Below are 16355 nucleotides of genomic sequence, written 5' to 3'. Positions count from 1 at the left end.
AGCGAAAGCTCATTAGTGGCAGACGAGGCGTTCGGCAGCCGCCACGGCAGCATGCCCGTCGCCGGCCGTGGCGTCGGCACCCAGCTCATCCGCCAGGCCGTCTCGAGCTGCGACGGATCGACCGCCGACCAGCACCTTGAGCTTGGGGTTGCAGGAAGCTTCGCGAATCCGGGTGATGATCGGGCCGAGATCGTCGACAAATCGGTCAGCGCTGACCGACAGGCCAACCACGTCGAAATGCTGACGCTCAACGAGCCGGGTGATGGCGCCGACGGTCTCGGACGTGCCGGCCTGTACGTTCCAGCCGGCCCGGCGAAAGGATTCCACCACCGTCGATTGGCCCAGCGTGTGTTGATCACCCGGCACGGGGAGAATCAGCGCGTGCAGACCCTCCCGCACTTCGTGACGGTTGGAGGCACAGAACTGGGGGCTCAGTTCCAGCATGATCTGGCGTAGACGGGTGATTCCCGCCGTTACGTCAAAGAAGCTGCATCGATCTTCGTCCCAAAGGCTCCCGAGCTGACGCGCGCAGTCGGTGATCAGATTGAGGTAGCTGGGCTTTAGCGAGGAGCCGGCGCCGTACACCTGCCGAATAAATCCAATCGCAGCGGGCGTGTCACCCGCGAGGATGAGGTCTACAAACTCGTCCATTTGGGTGTTCGGATCGGCAGCAACGGGCGCGGCGATCGGCATCGCGCTGGGCTGCTGGAAAGCCATCATCAGGCGGGGAACAATTTCTCCTTCGATGGTCGACTCAAGCTGATTCCACGCATCATCCCCCGCCGGTCGTTGATCACCTTCCTGATCGCCAGAGTCTTCGGAATCGGCGCTGCCGGCCCAGCGGGTGCTCCCTTCGGTGTGGTCGATACGGTCAGTTCCCTGACGGTTACGCATGAGACTGTCCTCCCAGACAGGCCGCCCCGGCTGATCCGCATCGCGCGGCCTGCCAGCCAATCTGACATATAGAAGTGTGAATAAAGCGCGACAGCCATCATTTGTCAAGTTACACTTACGTACACTTTAGTTGACACATTGCCTCGCGCCCATTAGATTCGGTATCTCGCGGTCCTGCCGCCTGAATTTAAGGAGTTCTGCCACCAGTGTCTGGTTCGCCGCCGCCCATCTACACGCCGGAGCAACGGAGGCGCCGCGACGCGTCACCCTGGACCCAGGTACAGGGTGTGCTGGCAGCGCTCCAATTTGTGATCTTTCTCTGCAGCCTGGGCCTCGTCGTCCGGTTCCTCGTCACCGGCGACGGCGCCGGTGTCGCCACCGCCTCCGTGGTCACCAAAACGCTGGTGCTCTACACCATTATGGTGACCGGCGCGATCTGGGAGCGCGAGGTCTTCGGGCAATACCTCTTTGCCAAAGCCTTTTTCTGGGAAGACCTGGTGAGCATGGGCGTAATTGCGCTGCACACGCTTTATTTATACGCGTGGATGAGCGGCAGTCTCAGCGTAGTCGAACAGATGTACATCGCCATCGCGGCATACGCGGCCTACATGGTTAATGCGGGTCAGTTCCTTTGGAAATTCCGGCGCGCACGGCTGACGGCCACCTTCGCCACCGCGGAGGCCGCCTAGTGACCGAAGCGCTTCAGCAAATGAGCGTCGCACCCCCGGTGCTCCGGGAACGCGGTCAACGGGAGGTGTTCTGCGGGCTGACCGGCATCGTGTGGCTGCACCGAAAAATCCAGGACGCGTTTTTTCTTGTGGTGGGATCACGCACCTGCGCGCATCTCATTCAGTCAGCAGCCGGCGTGATGATTTTTTCTGAGCCGCGTTTTGCCACCGCCATCATCGACGAGCGAGATCTTGCTGGTCTGGCCGACGTCAACGAAGAGCTCGACCGCGAGGTCACACGGTTGCTGGATCGGCGGCCCGATATCAAGCTGTTGTTTCTGGTCGGTTCGTGCCCGTCTGAGGTGATCAAACTCGACCTCCATCGCGCGGCCGAGCGGCTGTCGCAGCGCTTTATGCCCAGCGTGCGGGTGCTCAACTATTCCGGCAGCGGCATCGAAACCACTTTCACTCAGGGTGAAGATGCCTGTCTGGCGGCGCTGGTTCCCGAGATGGCCCACACCGCCGAGCGCCAGCTGCTGGTCGTCGGCGCCCTGGCTGACGTGGTGGAGGATCAGTTTCGCAGTCTTTTCGACGCCATGGGGATCGGGCCGGTCGCGTTTCTGCCCCCGCGCCAGGCTGCCGATCTGCCGGCGGTTGGGGAAGAGACGTGTTATCTGCTCGCGCAGCCCTTTCTGACCGACACGGCGCTGGCGCTAAATCAGCGTGGCGCACGGCGGCTGGCCGCGCCCTTTCCGCTGGGTGAAGAAGGCACCACCGGCTGGTTGAAGGCGGCCGCGACAGAGTTTGGCGTCGGTCAGGAACCGTTTGCCGAGGCCACCGCCGCGGGTCGCCGCCGGGCGCAGCACGCGGTTGGCGCCCAGCGCGCGCAGCTTGAAGATAAGCGCGTATTTTTCTTCCCCGACTCCCAGCTCGAGGTTCCGCTCGCCCGCTTCCTCTATCGGGAGCTCGGGATGGAGCTGTTGGAGGTGGGGACACCTTACCTGCATCAGGAGCATCTGGACTGCGAGCTGCCGGCACTGCCCGAGGCCGTTCAGCTCAGCGAGGGACAGGACGTGGAGCGCCAGCTCGACCGCTGCCGCGAGCTGGCCCCGGACATCGTGGTGTGCGGACTGGGACTGGCTAATCCGCTAGAAGCCGACGGAATCACGACCAAGTGGTCGATCGAGCTCTTGTTCACGCCGATCCAGGGTTACGAACAGGCCGGCGACTGCGCCGAGCTATTCTGCCGGCCGCTCCGGCGCCGTCAGGTGCTGACCGTCTAATGCATCTTACGGTCTGGACATACGAAGGGCCGCCTCACGTAGGCGCCATGCGGGTGGCCACCGCGATGAGGGATCTGCACTACGTGCTGCACGCGCCCCAGGGTGATACTTACGCGGACCTGCTTTTTACGATGATCGAGCGGATTCCGCGGCGCCCGCCGGTCACGTACACCACGTTTCAGGCTCGGGATCTCGGTTCGGACACGGCTACGCTGTTCAAGGACTCGGTGCAGGCAGCGTATGAACGCTTCAAGCCCAAGGCGATGATCGTCGGCGCCTCCTGCACGGCGGAACTCATCCAGGACGACCCGGGCGGGCTCGCTGAGGCGCTAGAGCTGCCGATCCCCGTGGTGCCGCTGGAGCTGCCTGCCTATCAGCGCAAGGAGAACTGGGGAGCCGCCGAGACGTTTTATCACCTGGTGCGGGCGCTCGCCGGCCCCCAGGCACCGCCGCCGGGGCAGCAGCGCGAAAGAAGTCCGGACGCGACCCCTCGCTGCAATATTCTCGGCCCGACCGCCCTCGGCTTCCGGCACCGGGACGACGTGCGAGAGGTGGTGGCGATGCTGCAGGAGCTCGGCGTGGCGATCAACGTGGTGGCCCCGCTCGACGCAGCTCCAGAACATCTGGCCCGGCTTGGCGAGGCCGATTTCAACGTGGTGCTTTATCCGGAAATCGCCGATACGGCCGCACGCTGGCTGAAGCGAACCTTCGGGCAGCCGATGACCAGCGTGGTCCCGATCGGCGTCAACGCCACGTGCGACTTTATCCGCGAGGTGGCCGCGCTGGCCGAACTGGACGCCCAGCCGATGCTGGAGCGGCATCAATCGCGTCTGCCTTGGTATTCGCGTTCGATCGATTCAACCTATCTGACCGGCAAAAGAGTCTTCGTCTTCGGTGATGCCACCCACGTCCTGGCGGCCGCCAAGGTGGCCCGCGATGAGCTGGGGTTCGAGGTCGTCGGTCTGGGCACCTACAGCCGGGAGTTCGCCCGGGAGGTCCGGGCCCTCGCCAAGGACATGGGCCTGGAGGCGCTGATCACCGACGACTATCTAGAGGTCGAGCAGCGGGTTACCGAGCTGCAGCCAGAACTGGTGCTCGGCACTCAGATGGAGCGCCACATCGCCAAGCGCCTCGGGATCGCGTGTGCCGTAATCTCCTCACCGATTCACGTTCAGGATTTCCCGGCGGCTCACTCGCCGCAGATGGGTTTTGAAGGCGCCAACGTGCTCTTTGATACCTGGGTCCATCCGCTGATGATGGGTCTGGAAGAACACCTGCTGGGCATGTTCCGGGAAGATTTCGAGTTCAACGAAACGGCCGCTCCGTCCCACCTGGGACGCTACGGAGGCCCATCCGCCGTCGACTCGCCGGAGCCTGCGGCACCGGCGGCTCTGCCGGTAGAGCCTGTACCGGCCGGCGCGCCCAGCTGGACCCCGGACGCAGAGAGGGCGCTGGGACAGATCCCGTTTTTTGTCCGCGGCAAGGCCCGGCGCAACACCGAATCTTTCGCCCGTGATCAGGGCGTATCCACCATTACCGTCGAGACTTTGTACGATGCTAAAGCGCATTTCAGCCGCTAGTGCCACCCTCGTGCTTTGCGCGGCTCCTGCTGAGCCAAAGTCTCGCTGCAATCCATTTCAAGACCGTCTTGACCGACGTACCAAGGTGAACATCGCATGAGCCAGACCCCATTTCCGCTGCCCGTAAAGGTAGAGCACCGAGTGCCTGATGGTGAAGGCAGCGTTCAGGTCCAGATGGACCCCAACGACAAGATTGACGGCGCCAAAGTATTTGCCGTTTACGGCAAAGGCGGCATCGGAAAAAGCACCACGTCGTCGAACCTGTCCGCGGCGTTTTCCAAGCTCGGCAAGCGGGTGCTGCAGATCGGCTGTGATCCGAAACACGACTCGACCTTTACGCTGACCAAGAAGCTCGTGCCGACGGTGATCGACGTCCTCGAGTCGGTGGAATTTCACAGCGAGGAGCTGCGAGCCGACGATTTTGTTTACGAGGGTTACAACGGTGTGATGTGCGTTGAAGCTGGCGGCCCGCCTGCCGGCACCGGCTGCGGCGGCTACGTTGTCGGACAGACGGTCAAGCTGCTCAAGCAGCATCACCTGCTCGAGGACACCGACGTGGTGATCTTCGACGTCCTCGGGGATGTCGTCTGCGGTGGCTTCGCTGCGCCTCTGCAGCATGCCGATCGCGCGCTGGTGGTCACGGCGAACGATTTCGACTCGATCTTCGCCATGAACCGGATTGTCGCGGCGATCGGGGCCAAATCGAAAAACTACAAGGTGCGCATGGGTGGCGTCATTGCGAACCGGAGCGCGGGTACGGATCAGATCGACGGATTCAACGAAGCGATCGGTCTCAATCGGATCGCTCACTTTCCTGATCTGGATGTGATCCGGCGCAGCCGTTTGAAGAAGTCCACACTTTTTGAAATGGAAGAGTCGCCGGAGCTTGAGGCGGTCCAGTCAGAATATCTGCGGCTGGCACAGCGGCTGTGGGACGGCACGGAGCCACTGTCCGCTCAGCCGATGAAAGATCGAGACATCTTCGATTTTCTGGGATTTGACTGATGAACGGTTCTTACCTCAGCCGCCGCGACCAGCTGACCGAATATTTTGACCGGACGGCAGCGGCCGCCTGGCAGCGGCTAACGAGCGACGCCCCGGTAGGAAGGGTTCGCGCCACGGTCCGAGCGGGCCGCGACGCCATGCGCGATACGCTGCTGAGCTGGCTGCCCCGGGATATGAGCGGGCTGCGTTTGCTCGACGCCGGCTGCGGCACCGGGGCGCTGGCGCTGGAAGTTGCCCGACGAGGTGGACAGGTGGTGGCCGTCGACGTATCGCCGACCCTCATCGAGCTGGCTCGGGAGCGAACACCTGATGAGCTTCACGGTCGCGTCTCGTTTCACGTCGGCGACATGCTCGACGGCGACTTCGGCGAATTCGACTACCTCGTCGCCATGGATTCCATGATCCACTATGAGCCCGCCGACATGGTCCGGATGCTCAGCACCTGGGCGCCGCGCGTAAGCCGGGCCATGCTGATGACGTTTGCGCCGCGCACGCCCGCGCTGTCGCTGATGCACGGAGTCGGTCGGTTGATTCCGAGCCGCAGCCACCGCGCGCCCGCCATCGTCCCGGTTTCCGACGCCGATCTGTGTCGTCGGGTCGAGCGGGAGCCCAGGCTCAATGACTGGGCCATCTCTCAGACCCGCCGCATCAGTGGCGGCTTTTACACGTCTCAGGCCCTGGAGCTGCATCGCCGATGAACCAAACGCCGGCGAACAACTGGCACCAGCTTGTCGCTCAGCTCGGCAGCCGGCTGCTGCCGTTCGCCGATGCCGCAAGCGAGAAGCTGCCGTTGTCGCGCCTGCTGCGCCTGGCCCTGTTCCAGATCAGCGTCGGCATGGCGATGGTGCTGCTGACCGGCACGCTGAACCGCGTCATGATCGTTGAGCTGGGGGTCCCGACCTGGCTTGTGGCGGTGATGGTTGCCCTGCCGCTGGTTTTTGCGCCGCTGCGCGCCTTGATCGGACACCGGTCCGATAGCTATGTGTCGGCCCTCGGCTGGCGTCGGGTGCCGTTCATCTGGTTTGGCACATTGCTGCAGTTTGGTGGTCTGGCGATGATGCCATTTGCGCTGCTGGTCCTTTCCGGCGACACGCACGGGCCCATTATCTACGGCCAGCTTGGCGCGGCCCTGGCGTTTCTGCTGCTCGGCGCCGGCATGCATATGTCGCAGACCGCGGGCCTGGCGCTCGCTACCGACCTGGCCGACGAGTCTCAGCGACCGCAGGTGGTTGCGCTCCTGTTTGTCATGCTGCTGGTCGGCATGTTTTTTAGCGCCCTGATCTTCGGTGCGCTGCTGACCGACTTCGGCCAGCTGCGGCTGATCAGAGTGATTCAGGGTGCCGCTATCGTCACGATGGCGCTGAACCTGCTCGCCTTGTGGAAGCAAGAGCCACGCAACCGCGAGCTGACCCGACCCGACCGCCCCCGGGTAGGATTCCGCGAGGCGTGGCGGCAGCTGACGTCCGACAGCCGCTGCGTCCGTCTGCTGGTCGCGGTGGGCCTCGGTACCTTTGGCTTCGCGATGCAGGACATCCTGCTGGAACCGTTCGGAGGACAGGTACTCGGTCTGTCGGTCTCCGCAACCACTGTGCTCACCGCGCTTTTCGCGTTCGGGACTTTGCTGGCCTTCGCCTGTGCCGCCCGCGCGCTAAAGGTGGGCATCGATCCGCATCGGTTGGCTGGCTACGGCGCCCTCGTTGGCATACTCGCTTTTGCCATGCTGACCCTGGTGGCGGCGTTCTACTGGACCAATCTATTTCGCGTCGGGGTCACGCTGGTTGGCTTTGGCGCCGGACTGTTTGGTGTCGGCACGATGACCGCCGCCATGAAGCTGGCTGACCGAGATGGTGCCGAAGCTGGTGAGCGCAACGGTCTGGCGCTAGGTGCCTGGGGTGCGGTCCAGGCGACGTCAGCCGGGCTGGCCGTTGCGGCCGGCGGCGGTGCCCGCGATCTGGTCAGCATGCTGGCCGAGGGTGGTTTGCTGGGGCCGGCCCTCACGACTGTCGGCGCCGGCTACAGCGCCGTCTATCAGTTCGAAATCCTGTTGTTGTTTGTCACGCTGGTAGTGATCGGCCCGTTGGCTCGGCACTCGCGTGAGCCGCTGGGGGAAGACGATTCGGTCGGCCTGGCGGAGTTTCCTGGGTAGCAACATGTTGAGAGAGCGATCTTCGACAGCCTGACGGCGGCGAAGCGAGAAGTCAGTTAAACGAGGTGGAGTTTTGTCATGAACGAAATTGATCTGGTCGAAATCCTATTCACGCTATTTTGGATTTTCTTCCTTGTTCTGGTGCTGTACCTGCACCGCGAGAGCAAGCGCGAGGGTTATCCCCTGGACTCAGATCGGACCAACCGCAGCGGCGGAATGGTTCAGGTGCATGGCTTTCCGATGACCCCGCCACCTAAGACTTTCAAGCTGGAAAATGGCGAAACGGTAACCGTACCGCGTCCAGTCAATGAGCGTAAGCTCGCCTTAAGGCCAGCCGGCCGCTATCCCGGCGCACCGGGTGAACCCACCGGCAACCCGATGCTGGACGGCGTCGGCCCGGCGTCTTACTCGGATCGAGATGATGTGCCGGACCATACGATCCACGGCGAAGACCGCATCGTACCGATGCGCGTTGCCACGGACTTTAAGGTGAATCCCGGCATCGATTTGATCGGTACGGGTCAGCGTTCCGGGACCGATCCGATGGGCTTCCCCGTTTACGGCGCTGATGACGAGCTGGCCGGCAAGGTGGTGGATATCTGGGTCGACCGCTGCGAGCCGATGGTTGTCTTTTTTGAGGTGGCGGTGGAGGGTACCGAAAACCATACCGCCCTATTGCCTTTTACGTTCTCCCGGGTCAAGGGCGATCGGATCAACGTCGCCTCGATCAACGCTAATCAGTTTGCTCAGGTTCCAGCGTTGGGCAATCCCGATCGGATCACCCGGCTCGAGGAAGACAAGATCATGGGCTACTTCGGCGGTGGAACGCTGTACGCCAACGATACGCGACAGGAGCCGCTGCTGTGACCGAGCTGACCGAAGCGGACGACATCGTTGAGCTGGAACAGAACCTCACCGACGGCGAGACGCTGCTTTGGCGGGGCGCTCCGACCCGAGCCTTATTGGCTCGGCGCCTGTTTCACTGGCGCAAAGTTGCCGTCTATTTTGTGCTCCTGTGCTTATGGCGGCTCATCGACGCCAACGCTGGCGGCGTGGAAAACGCCGCAGCCTCCGGCGTCGGGTCCGTGGTCAATCTGGCGATTGTGGGCGTAGCGGCTATTGGTATTCTGCAGCTGCTCGCTTACCTGATTGCCCGCACGACGGTCTATACGATCACCAGCCAGCGCATTGTCATGCGCTTTGGCGTGGCGCTGCCGATGACCGTCAATCTGCCTTTCAAACATATTCAGGACGCGGGAATCCGGCGCAGTCGCGACGGTAGCGGCGACGTCTGCCTCAAACTGATGCCTGGGCAGCGGGTTGGCTACTGCCTGATGTGGCCTTTTGTGCGCCCATTTCGGTTCCTGTCGCCGCAGCCGAGCCTGCGGTGCCTCGAAGACGTTGAGCACGTGGCAAAGGTCTTTGTTGACGCGATCAAGCCGACGGTGACCGAAGGAAGGGCAAAGGCGATGACGCCTGAGCGCGGCGCCATAGACGTCGGTACCGTGGGTGATGCCCACCCCGATCTTCCGCTGGCTGCGGCAGGGCGCTAATCATGGATCACCAGGTTCACGGCCACCGGCACCAATCCAATCATCACCATGATCATGCCCATGATCACTCGCCAGCCGCAATGATGTGGAAGCCCCTGACCGCCATCGGCGTTGTGCTGCTAATGACCTTTACCCTGGCGGCGACCTGGACCGAGCCGGTCGCCCAGGTTTCGCCGCAGACGGCGATGGTCGGCTTTCGATCGCTGACCTTTGCTGATGGCCTTGACGGAACCGTGGTGGTCACCGACGCCCAGACCGGCGAGGCGGTCGAAACGCTGGGGGCCGGCAACGGGTTCCTGCGCGCAACGCTGCGTGCTTTGGGCAAAACGCGCCGCGAAGCTGGCCATCCGATGGACTCACCCTTTCACCTGGAGCATTACGCCAGCGGCCAGCTGCTGCTGATCGATCCGACGACCGAGCAGGTGATCGATCTGTGGGCCTTTGGTGCCCCCAACAAGGCTGTTTTTGAAAAATATGTATTGCCTGTTCATGACGGCGATGGCGGCCTTTCCGCCGTCGAGGAGAAGAGCTGATGAGTACGCAAGATCGCAAGACGGGTATCGCCAACTCCACCGAGGAGGCTCGACAGGAGGCGCTGCTCGCACCCCGTTTCTACACCACCGATTTTGACGCGATGGATCGTCTGGATCTCGAGCCGGTTCGGCGCGAGTGGGATGAGCTGATGGACGAGTTTCGCGGTGACGCCAACCACGATCACTTTCAGCGGGACGAGGCGTTCCTCGACGAAATCAAAACCCTGCCGCCGGCCCTGCAAAAAGAATTTCTCGGCTTTCTGATTTCCTCGATCACCTCCGAGTACTCGGGCTGCGTGCTCTATAAAGACATTCAAAAGGCCGTCAATAATCCGGACATCAAAGAGGTGATGGCCCACATGGCGCGCGACGAATCGCGGCACGCGGGATTCCTCAACAAGTGTCTCGACGACTTCGATATGCCGGTAAATCTCGGCTTTCTGCGCAAAGCCAAGAAATATCAGTACTTCAAGCCCAAGTACATTTTCTACGCTACATATCTGTCGGAGAAAATCGGCTACGCGCGTTACATCACGATCTACCGGCAGCTTGAGCGCAATCCGGATAAACGCTTCCACCCGATTTTCCGGTGGTTCCTGGACTGGTGTAACGATGAGTTTCGACACGGCGAGGTTTTCGCCTTGATCATGAAGGCTGACCCCAAGCTGCTGAAGGGGCACAACAAGCTGTGGATTCGGTTCTTCCTGCTGGCGGTCTTCGCCACCATGTACGTGCGAGATCACAGTCGGCCAGAGCTGCACAAAGCCCTGGGTATGAATCCCACCGACTACGACAAGGAGGTGCTCAACGTCACCTCCACCATCAGCGAGCAGATCTTCCCCATTTCGCTCGATCTCGACAATCCGCGGTTCTGGGAGATGCTGGATCGCCTGGTGGAGATCAATGCGTCGGTGGAAAAGGCCAAAGCGGAAGGCGGCATCGTCAATCGCGTCCGCCGAGCTGGCCTGGGGCTGCAGGCCTTTGGCGTTTTCGCTCGGCTGTATTTCATGCCGGTGAAAAAGAACGAGCGACGCAGCAACGTTCGTTTGGCGCCCACCTGGTAGCTGATGAGCATACTCCTGCCCATAGCGTCAGCCGCCGCTTGCTGGTGGCTGTTCACGATCCTGGCGCTGTATCGCACAGGTCTGCCGGAACGTACCTATGGGTCGACGTTCTGGCTGGCCAGCGCGATTGCGATGCTCGGCGTTGCGGGTCTGGCGTATTCGGTAGGCAACAGCAGTAGCGTTCACGCGTACCTGGCTTTCACGTCCGCGCTGGCGATCTGGAGCTGGCACGAAATCACCTACTTTCTGGGCTATGTCACCGGCCCGCGACCGCAGCGCTGCCCGCCGGGTCTGAGCCAGTGGCAGCGATTTCTGCATGGTGTACGTGCGTGCCTGTGGCACGAGCTGGCCGTGATTGGCACGGCGGGCGTCATCGCGTGGATGAGTCTTGGTCAGCCCAACAAGGTCGGGTTAGCGACCTTCTGTCTGCTGTGGCTGATGCGCTGGAGTACCAAGCTCAATATTTTTCTCGGCGTGTGGAATTTCCATCTGGAATACCTGCCGCCGCGCCTGTCTTACCTTGCCAGCTACATGGCTCGACGGCGGATGAACCCGCTGTTTCCGCTTTCGGTGGCGGCCGGGCTGGCCCTGGTCGGCTACTGGTGTGTGCAGGGCCTCGCGACGGGCGCCAGCGATTTTGCCGTCAGCAGCTCACTGCTGCTGGCAACGCTCACGGCGCTGGCGTTGCTGGAACATATTTTTCTCATGATGGACGTGCCCGACGGGAAGCTGTGGCAGCTTGCCCGGACCTCTCACCAAAGCCGCTGAGCACTGCTCGGCAAAGCGAACGCCCGCAAGCTGATGAAAACCGTTTTCCCATTTGCTGCGATCGTCGGCCAAGAAGCCATGAAACAGGCGCTGCTGGTCAGCGCGGTCGACCCGAGCATCGGCGGCGTACTGGTGCTGGGGGACCGCGGCACGGGGAAGTCCACAACCGTCCGGGCGCTGGCGGCGCTGCTGCCGAAGATCGAGATGGTGAATGGCTGCCCTTATAATCGCCCGCCGGATAGCCCGGCGAGGCTTTATCCGCCGTTCAAAGGTGACAAACAGGCGATCGTTAAACGTCCGATCCCTGTGGTGGATCTGCCGCTGGGGGCAACCGAAGATCGCGTGGTCGGCGCGCTGGACCTCGAAGCGGCGCTGGTGCGCGGCGAGAAGTCGTTTGAGCCCGGTTTGCTCGCGGCGGCGAACCGGGGTTTTCTCTACATCGATGAGGTGAACCTGCTGGAAGACCACCTCGTGGATCTGCTGCTGGACGTGGCGGCCTCCGGCGAAAATGCCGTCGAGCGAGAAGGTTTAAGCGTGCGTCATCCCGCGCGCTTTGTCCTGATCGGTAGCGGTAATCCGGAAGAGGGCGAGCTACGACCCCAGCTCCTGGATCGCTTTGGCCTGGCCGTCGATATCACCACGCCGACCGAGCTGTCCGAGCGCGTGGAGGTCATCAGGCGGCGCGACGATTTCGATCGGGATCCCGCCGGCTTCCGTCGCCGCTGGGCGCGCCGCGAAGGTGCCATCCGAAAAAAAATACTTACCGGACGCGAAAAGCTTGATGCGGTAGAGGTGCCTACGGCGGTCCTGGAAGATGCCGCGAGGCTCTGTCTCGCTCTGGAAACCGACGGCCTGCGCGGCGAGCTGACGCTGATCCGGGCGGCGCGCGCCCTGGCTGCCTATCATGGTCGAGACGCCGTCACGACGGAAGATTTGCGCACCATGTCGGGCGCCGCGTTAGGCCACCGCCTGCGGCGCAATCCACTGGACGAGTCGCGGGCCCTGGTTCGGGTAGAGCGGGCCGTCGAAGAGGTCTTCGGATGAGCGGCGAACCGACCGCGGCCGGCGACGCCGCGCTGGCGCTGGCGCTGCTGGCGGTGGCACCGAAGCTCGGCGGTCTGCAGATCTGCGGCCTGCCGGGACCTGGCCGGGACGCGCTGCTGGCCCGCGCCGAGCACACGTTGAACGACGGCCGGCGAGCGGTGCGGCTACCCCTGGGCGTCAGCCCGGAACGGTTGCTGGGCGGTCTGGATCTGGCAGCGTCGCTGGCGGCGTCCTCTCCCAACGGTGCTGGGCTGGGTAAACCGATCCTCCAGGAAGGTTTGCTAACGGAAGCTGACGGCGGCCTGCTGCTTGTCAACATGGCGGAGCGGCAGAGCCGCGAGGTGGCAAGCGCCCTGACCGCGGCGCTGGATCGCGGGGAATATCGACTGGAACGCGACGGCTTTTCAACCACAAGGCCGGCGCGGTTTGTGGCGCTGGCGCTGGACGAAGCGCTCGAGGATGACGAGGCCATGGACGGTGGTCTGACCGACCGGCTGGCGTTTCGCTCGTTCTCAGACACTTTTCATGAATTGCCCGCGGAACCGTTTACCGAGGCGCAAATCCGTGCCGCTCGGGAAGCTCTTCCCCCGCTGGCCGAGCAGGCCATCGCGACCTTGGATCGCGCGGCGCTCAGCATGGGAATCACCTCGCTGCGTCGGGTGCGGCAGGCGGCGCTGGCTGCGTGCGCTCTGGCGGGGCTGCGCAAGCTCCAGACGGTTGGAGCCGAAGAGATCGGTGACGCCGCCCGGCTGGTGTTGCTCCCCCACGCGCTGACGCTGCCATCACCGGAAGAGCCCGAACCCGAAGCCCCGGAGCCGCCCGATAGTCGTGCCGAAACGGATAGCGACCCAGGAGAGGCCGACCGGGAGCCGGCCGGGGACCAGATTCCTGACGAAATGTTGATTGCGGCCGCCAAGGCGGTGCTGCCGCCCGGACTGCTGGCCTCGCTCAGCAGCGGCAAGAACCGCCGACGAGCCGGCGCCGGGGGACGTTCGCGGATACGGCGTCCGGCGACCCGTGGTCGACCTATCGGCATTCGCCGCGGTCACGCTTCCCGGGGACCGCGCCTCAATCTCCTGGCGACGATCAAAGCCGCGGCGCCCTGGCAGCGCCTGCGCGGCGGCAGGAAAGGCCGCCTGGCGGTGCGCACCGACGACTTCCGCGTGTCGCGGTTCAAACAGAAAACCCAGCTGACAACCGTTTTTGTGGTGGACGCATCGGGCTCGTCGGCGATGCAGCGCCTCGGAGAAGTAAAAGGGGCGATTGAGCTGCTGTTGGCCGACTGCTACGTGCGTCGCGATCAGGTTGCGCTGCTGGCGTTTCGCGGCAGCGCACCGGAGCTCCTCCTGCCGCCCACGCGATCGCTGGCCCGCGCCAAGCGCGCGCTGTCGGACCTCCCTGGCGGTGGCGCAACGCCGCTGGCAGGTGCGCTGGACGCTGCGCGGGAACTGGCCGCGGGACTTCAGCGCAAACACCAGCAGCCCGTGCTGGTGGTACTGACGGACGGGCGCGGCAACGTTGGTCGAGACGGCACGCCCGGCCACCCCGAAGCAGCCAGCCAGACGCTGGATGCTGCGGGTGAGCTGGGTCTTGAAGGCTTCAACACGCTGCTGGTTGACGTGGCGCGCCGGCCCCGAAAAGAGGCGAGCGAGCTGGCGGATACGCTGGGTGCAAGCTACCTGGTGCTGCCGCGGGTGGATGCCCACAGCCTGTCGGCTGCTGTGCAGCAGGCGTCTGCGCCGTGAGCAGCGCAGTCCATTTTTCAGCGGACGTCCGCTTAAGCCCTCCGCCAGCGGGTGATCGACCCGCAACGTTGGGCGCTTTCAGCAAGACCGCGCCGTCGAACGGCGGTATTCGCCAGGTCAGTGCCGGAGGGATTCGTTGGCGCATGCGCGCTGATGACGCTCGGGAAGAGGCCCGGCCTCGTCTGCTGCTGCTTCATGGCACCGGTGCCGGCATTCATTCCTGGAACGGGATTTGGCCACTGCTCGCCCAAGATTTTCAGCTGCTGGCACCCGACCTTCCCGGTCATGGCAGCACCCATGCGCCCGATCGCTGGCGACCGTCGCTGCCCGCGATGGCTGACGGGCTGGCAGCGCTTTTGGAAACCGAAGGCTTCGAGCCGGATCTTGTCGTGGGTCACTCGGCCGGGGCCGCACTCGCGGCGAGGCTGACGCTGGATGCGCAGATTGCGCCGCGCGCGCTTGTTGCGATCAACGGTGCGTTCATGCCCTACGGCGGCGCCGCGGCGGGCCTGATGATGCCGATCGCGCGCTGGTGTGCTGAGAGCGGCGTGCTGACCCGACAGCTGGCCCGCCGGGCGTCGCAGGCGGGGGCCGTGGAACGGCTGCTTGAGCAGACCGGTTCTGCGGTGACCGAAGAGGCTGCTGAGCGTTATCGGGAACAGCTCCAGCGACCGGAGCACGTCTCGGGCACGCTGCGCATGATGGCCCACTGGGATCTGCGCCCGCTGCTGCGCGACCTGCGCGGGCTGCCGCGACCGCTGTACCTGCTTGTGGGCGACCGCGACAAGACCGTCCCGCCGCGGCAGGCTGAGCAGCTCGGTCGACGTATAGCGCTGGCGGCCACTCACCACCTGCCGGGTCTCGGCCACCTGGCCCATGAGGAGCAGCCGGCGTCGGTGGCAGCCCTGCTCAATCACATCGCCGCTGACCACGGACTGATCAACCGCTCTGAGGGGAGCTCACAATGACAACAAGACAAAACTGGCAAAAAACGTTTCGCTATCCTGCTGACATCCGCATTTGTCGGCGGCAGCTGCGAGTGGGTTCCCAATCGTTTTACGCAGCCTCCATGGTGCTGCCAAAACCGGTCCGTGATCCGGCTTCAGCGCTGTATGCGTTTTGCCGCGAGGCGGACGACGCCATCGATGATTTTCAGGGTGAAGATCCGACGCCGGCCGTCGATGCGCTTTATGCGCGCCTTAAGTGTATCTACGCCGGTCACCCGCAGCCGATTGCGGCTGATCGCGCCTTGACCGAAGTGGTCCAGCGCTATGGCATTCCATACACCTTGCCCGCAGCGCTTATCGAGGGTTTCGAATGGGACGTGGACGAGCGTCGCTATCCCAACATGTCCGCACTCTACGGCTATGCGGCGCGCGTGGCCGGTACCGTCGGGGTGATGATGGCGATGCTGATGGGCGCCCGGGCACCCGAGGTGTTGGCGCGCGCCTGCGACCTGGGGGTGGCCATGCAGCTCACCAACATCGCCCGGGACGTGGGTGAAGACGCGCGCGCCGGCCGTGTTTATCTCCCGCTCGACCTGTTGTCCGCGGCGAACGTCGACGTTGATGCGTTCCTTTCCAAGCCTAAGTTCAGCCAGGCGTTAGGAGAGGTCGTGGCAGAAGTTCTCGACACGGCTGACGGACTCTACCGGCGCGCGATCGCCGGCATCGATCAGCTTCCCGCCGGCTGCCGTCCGGGCATTGAGGCGGCCCGCAGAATTTATTCAGAAATTGGCACGGTTGTCCGGGCAAACGGTTTAGACAGCGTTTCGCAGCGGGCCGTGGTGATGCGGTCGCGCAAGATTGCGCTGTTGGCGCAGGCGGCGGCTTCCGTGGTGCGGCGTAGCCGCAGCGATTATTCTCCGCCGCTGAAAGAAGTGGCGTTCCTGGTCGACGCCGCCGCGCCGCGAGCGAGGTGAAGCTGGCCTGGATCGAGCTTGGGATAGCGGGAACCGTGCTCGGTCTGGCGCTGCTAGAGCTTTATAACCTAAGGCGGCTTCGCCTCCAGCGGGAGCGCAAAGAGCGGGACAAACAGCCCGCCGAACCGCCGCCACCCGAGGACACCTGAGC

General features: G+C 63.6%; 17 protein-coding genes. 16 read left to right on the top strand and 1 reads right to left on the bottom strand.

Annotated features, from left to right (window positions below; translation table 11 throughout):
- Positions 1-12 precede the first annotated feature (12 nt).
- Positions 13-894: a cobalamin-dependent protein gene (locus AAF358_08255; protein ID MEM7705527.1), complete on the bottom strand. Its 882-nt coding sequence runs from the start codon at positions 892-894 to the stop codon at positions 13-15.
- Between the two features lie 206 nt (positions 895-1100).
- On the opposite strand from AAF358_08255, the gene bchF reads away from it, so the two are divergent.
- The 16 genes from bchF (at position 1101) to AAF358_08175 (ending at position 16353) form a co-directional block, all read left to right on the top strand.
- On the top strand, positions 1101-1583 hold the full coding sequence (bchF, locus tag AAF358_08250) for a 2-vinyl bacteriochlorophyllide hydratase (GenBank protein ID MEM7705526.1): 483 nt from the start codon (positions 1101-1103) through the stop codon (positions 1581-1583).
- A 20-nt stretch (positions 1584-1603) separates the two neighbouring features.
- On the top strand, positions 1604-2845 hold the full coding sequence (locus AAF358_08245; protein MEM7705525.1) for a ferredoxin:protochlorophyllide reductase (ATP-dependent) subunit N: 1242 nt from the start codon (positions 1604-1606) through the stop codon (positions 2843-2845).
- Positions 2845-4425 carry a ferredoxin:protochlorophyllide reductase (ATP-dependent) subunit B gene (gene bchB, locus AAF358_08240; GenBank protein MEM7705524.1) on the top strand — a complete coding sequence of 527 codons (1581 nt, stop codon included), beginning with the start codon at positions 2845-2847 and terminating at the stop codon, positions 4423-4425. The genes AAF358_08245 and bchB overlap by 1 nt, the downstream gene beginning before the upstream one ends.
- 96 nt (positions 4426-4521) lie before the next feature.
- A complete protein-coding gene (gene bchL, locus AAF358_08235; GenBank protein MEM7705523.1) occupies positions 4522-5430 on the top strand; it encodes a ferredoxin:protochlorophyllide reductase (ATP-dependent) iron-sulfur ATP-binding protein in 909 nt (302 codons plus the stop codon).
- A complete protein-coding gene (gene bchM / locus AAF358_08230; protein ID MEM7705522.1) occupies positions 5427-6128 on the top strand; it encodes a magnesium protoporphyrin IX methyltransferase in 702 nt (233 codons plus the stop codon). The genes bchL and bchM overlap by 4 nt, the downstream gene beginning before the upstream one ends.
- The gene (locus AAF358_08225) at positions 6125-7576 is read left to right on the top strand and encodes a BCD family MFS transporter (protein MEM7705521.1); all 1452 of its coding nucleotides are present in this window, start codon (positions 6125-6127) and stop codon (positions 7574-7576) included. Before bchM ends, AAF358_08225 begins: the two co-directional genes overlap by 4 nt.
- A 78-nt stretch (positions 7577-7654) precedes the next feature.
- Positions 7655-8443 (top strand): photosynthetic reaction center subunit H, encoded by a 789-nt coding sequence (gene puhA / locus AAF358_08220; protein ID MEM7705520.1) that lies wholly within the window; start codon positions 7655-7657, stop codon positions 8441-8443.
- Positions 8440-9129: a photosynthetic complex putative assembly protein PuhB gene (puhB, locus tag AAF358_08215; protein MEM7705519.1), complete on the top strand. Its 690-nt coding sequence runs from the start codon at positions 8440-8442 to the stop codon at positions 9127-9129. The genes puhA and puhB overlap by 4 nt, the downstream gene beginning before the upstream one ends.
- A 2-nt stretch (positions 9130-9131) precedes the next feature.
- Positions 9132-9662, top strand: a complete 531-nt coding sequence (gene puhC, locus AAF358_08210) for a photosynthetic complex assembly protein PuhC (GenBank protein MEM7705518.1) — start codon at positions 9132-9134, stop codon at positions 9660-9662.
- Positions 9662-10726 carry a magnesium-protoporphyrin IX monomethyl ester (oxidative) cyclase gene (acsF, locus tag AAF358_08205; protein ID MEM7705517.1) on the top strand — a complete coding sequence of 355 codons (1065 nt, stop codon included), beginning with the start codon at positions 9662-9664 and terminating at the stop codon, positions 10724-10726. Before puhC ends, acsF begins: the two co-directional genes overlap by 1 nt.
- A gap of 3 nt (positions 10727-10729) precedes the next feature.
- Complete coding sequence (gene puhE / locus AAF358_08200; protein MEM7705516.1) at positions 10730-11494, top strand: putative photosynthetic complex assembly protein PuhE; 765 nt, start codon at positions 10730-10732, stop codon at positions 11492-11494.
- A gap of 33 nt (positions 11495-11527) precedes the next feature.
- Positions 11528-12538, top strand: a complete 1011-nt coding sequence (bchI, locus tag AAF358_08195; protein MEM7705515.1) for a magnesium chelatase ATPase subunit I — start codon at positions 11528-11530, stop codon at positions 12536-12538.
- Positions 12535-14283 carry a magnesium chelatase subunit D gene (locus tag AAF358_08190; protein ID MEM7705514.1) on the top strand — a complete coding sequence of 583 codons (1749 nt, stop codon included), beginning with the start codon at positions 12535-12537 and terminating at the stop codon, positions 14281-14283. Before bchI ends, AAF358_08190 begins: the two co-directional genes overlap by 4 nt.
- The gene (bchO, locus tag AAF358_08185; GenBank protein ID MEM7705513.1) at positions 14280-15251 is read left to right on the top strand and encodes an alpha/beta fold hydrolase BchO; all 972 of its coding nucleotides are present in this window, start codon (positions 14280-14282) and stop codon (positions 15249-15251) included. The genes AAF358_08190 and bchO overlap by 4 nt, the downstream gene beginning before the upstream one ends.
- Complete coding sequence (locus tag AAF358_08180; GenBank protein ID MEM7705512.1) at positions 15248-16204, top strand: phytoene/squalene synthase family protein; 957 nt, start codon at positions 15248-15250, stop codon at positions 16202-16204. Before bchO ends, AAF358_08180 begins: the two co-directional genes overlap by 4 nt.
- Positions 16201-16353, top strand: coding sequence for a hypothetical protein (locus AAF358_08175; protein ID MEM7705511.1), 153 nt, complete (start codon positions 16201-16203; stop codon positions 16351-16353). The genes AAF358_08180 and AAF358_08175 overlap by 4 nt, the downstream gene beginning before the upstream one ends.
- Positions 16354-16355: the final 2 nt, after the last annotated feature.

Source organism: Pseudomonadota bacterium, from assembly GCA_039033415.1.
GTDB lineage: Bacteria > Pseudomonadota > Gammaproteobacteria > Xanthomonadales > SZUA-38 > JANQOZ01.
This window is presented reverse-complemented; position numbering and strand designations above follow the sequence as displayed.

Bases quoted from the DNA above. Each gene is read 5' to 3' on its own strand.
- puhC (MEM7705518.1), top strand. From the start codon at position 9,132: ATGGATCACCAGGTTCACGGCCACCGGCACCAATCCAATCATCACCAT.
- bchI (MEM7705515.1), top strand. From the start codon at position 11,528: ATGAAAACCGTTTTCCCATTTGCTGCGATCGTCGGCCAAGAAGCCATG.
- AAF358_08255 (MEM7705527.1), bottom strand. From the start codon at position 894: ATGCGTAACCGTCAGGGAACTGACCGTATCGACCACACCGAAGGGAGC.
- AAF358_08190 (MEM7705514.1), top strand. From the start codon at position 12,535: ATGAGCGGCGAACCGACCGCGGCCGGCGACGCCGCGCTGGCGCTGGCG.
- bchL (MEM7705523.1), top strand. From the start codon at position 4,522: ATGAGCCAGACCCCATTTCCGCTGCCCGTAAAGGTAGAGCACCGAGTG.
- puhA (MEM7705520.1), top strand. From the start codon at position 7,655: ATGAACGAAATTGATCTGGTCGAAATCCTATTCACGCTATTTTGGATT.
- bchB (MEM7705524.1), top strand. From the start codon at position 2,845: ATGCATCTTACGGTCTGGACATACGAAGGGCCGCCTCACGTAGGCGCC.
- acsF (MEM7705517.1), top strand. From the start codon at position 9,662: ATGAGTACGCAAGATCGCAAGACGGGTATCGCCAACTCCACCGAGGAG.
- AAF358_08245 (MEM7705525.1), top strand. From the start codon at position 1,604: ATGAGCGTCGCACCCCCGGTGCTCCGGGAACGCGGTCAACGGGAGGTG.
- AAF358_08180 (MEM7705512.1), top strand. From the start codon at position 15,248: ATGACAACAAGACAAAACTGGCAAAAAACGTTTCGCTATCCTGCTGAC.
- puhE (MEM7705516.1), top strand. From the start codon at position 10,730: ATGAGCATACTCCTGCCCATAGCGTCAGCCGCCGCTTGCTGGTGGCTG.
- AAF358_08225 (MEM7705521.1), top strand. From the start codon at position 6,125: ATGAACCAAACGCCGGCGAACAACTGGCACCAGCTTGTCGCTCAGCTC.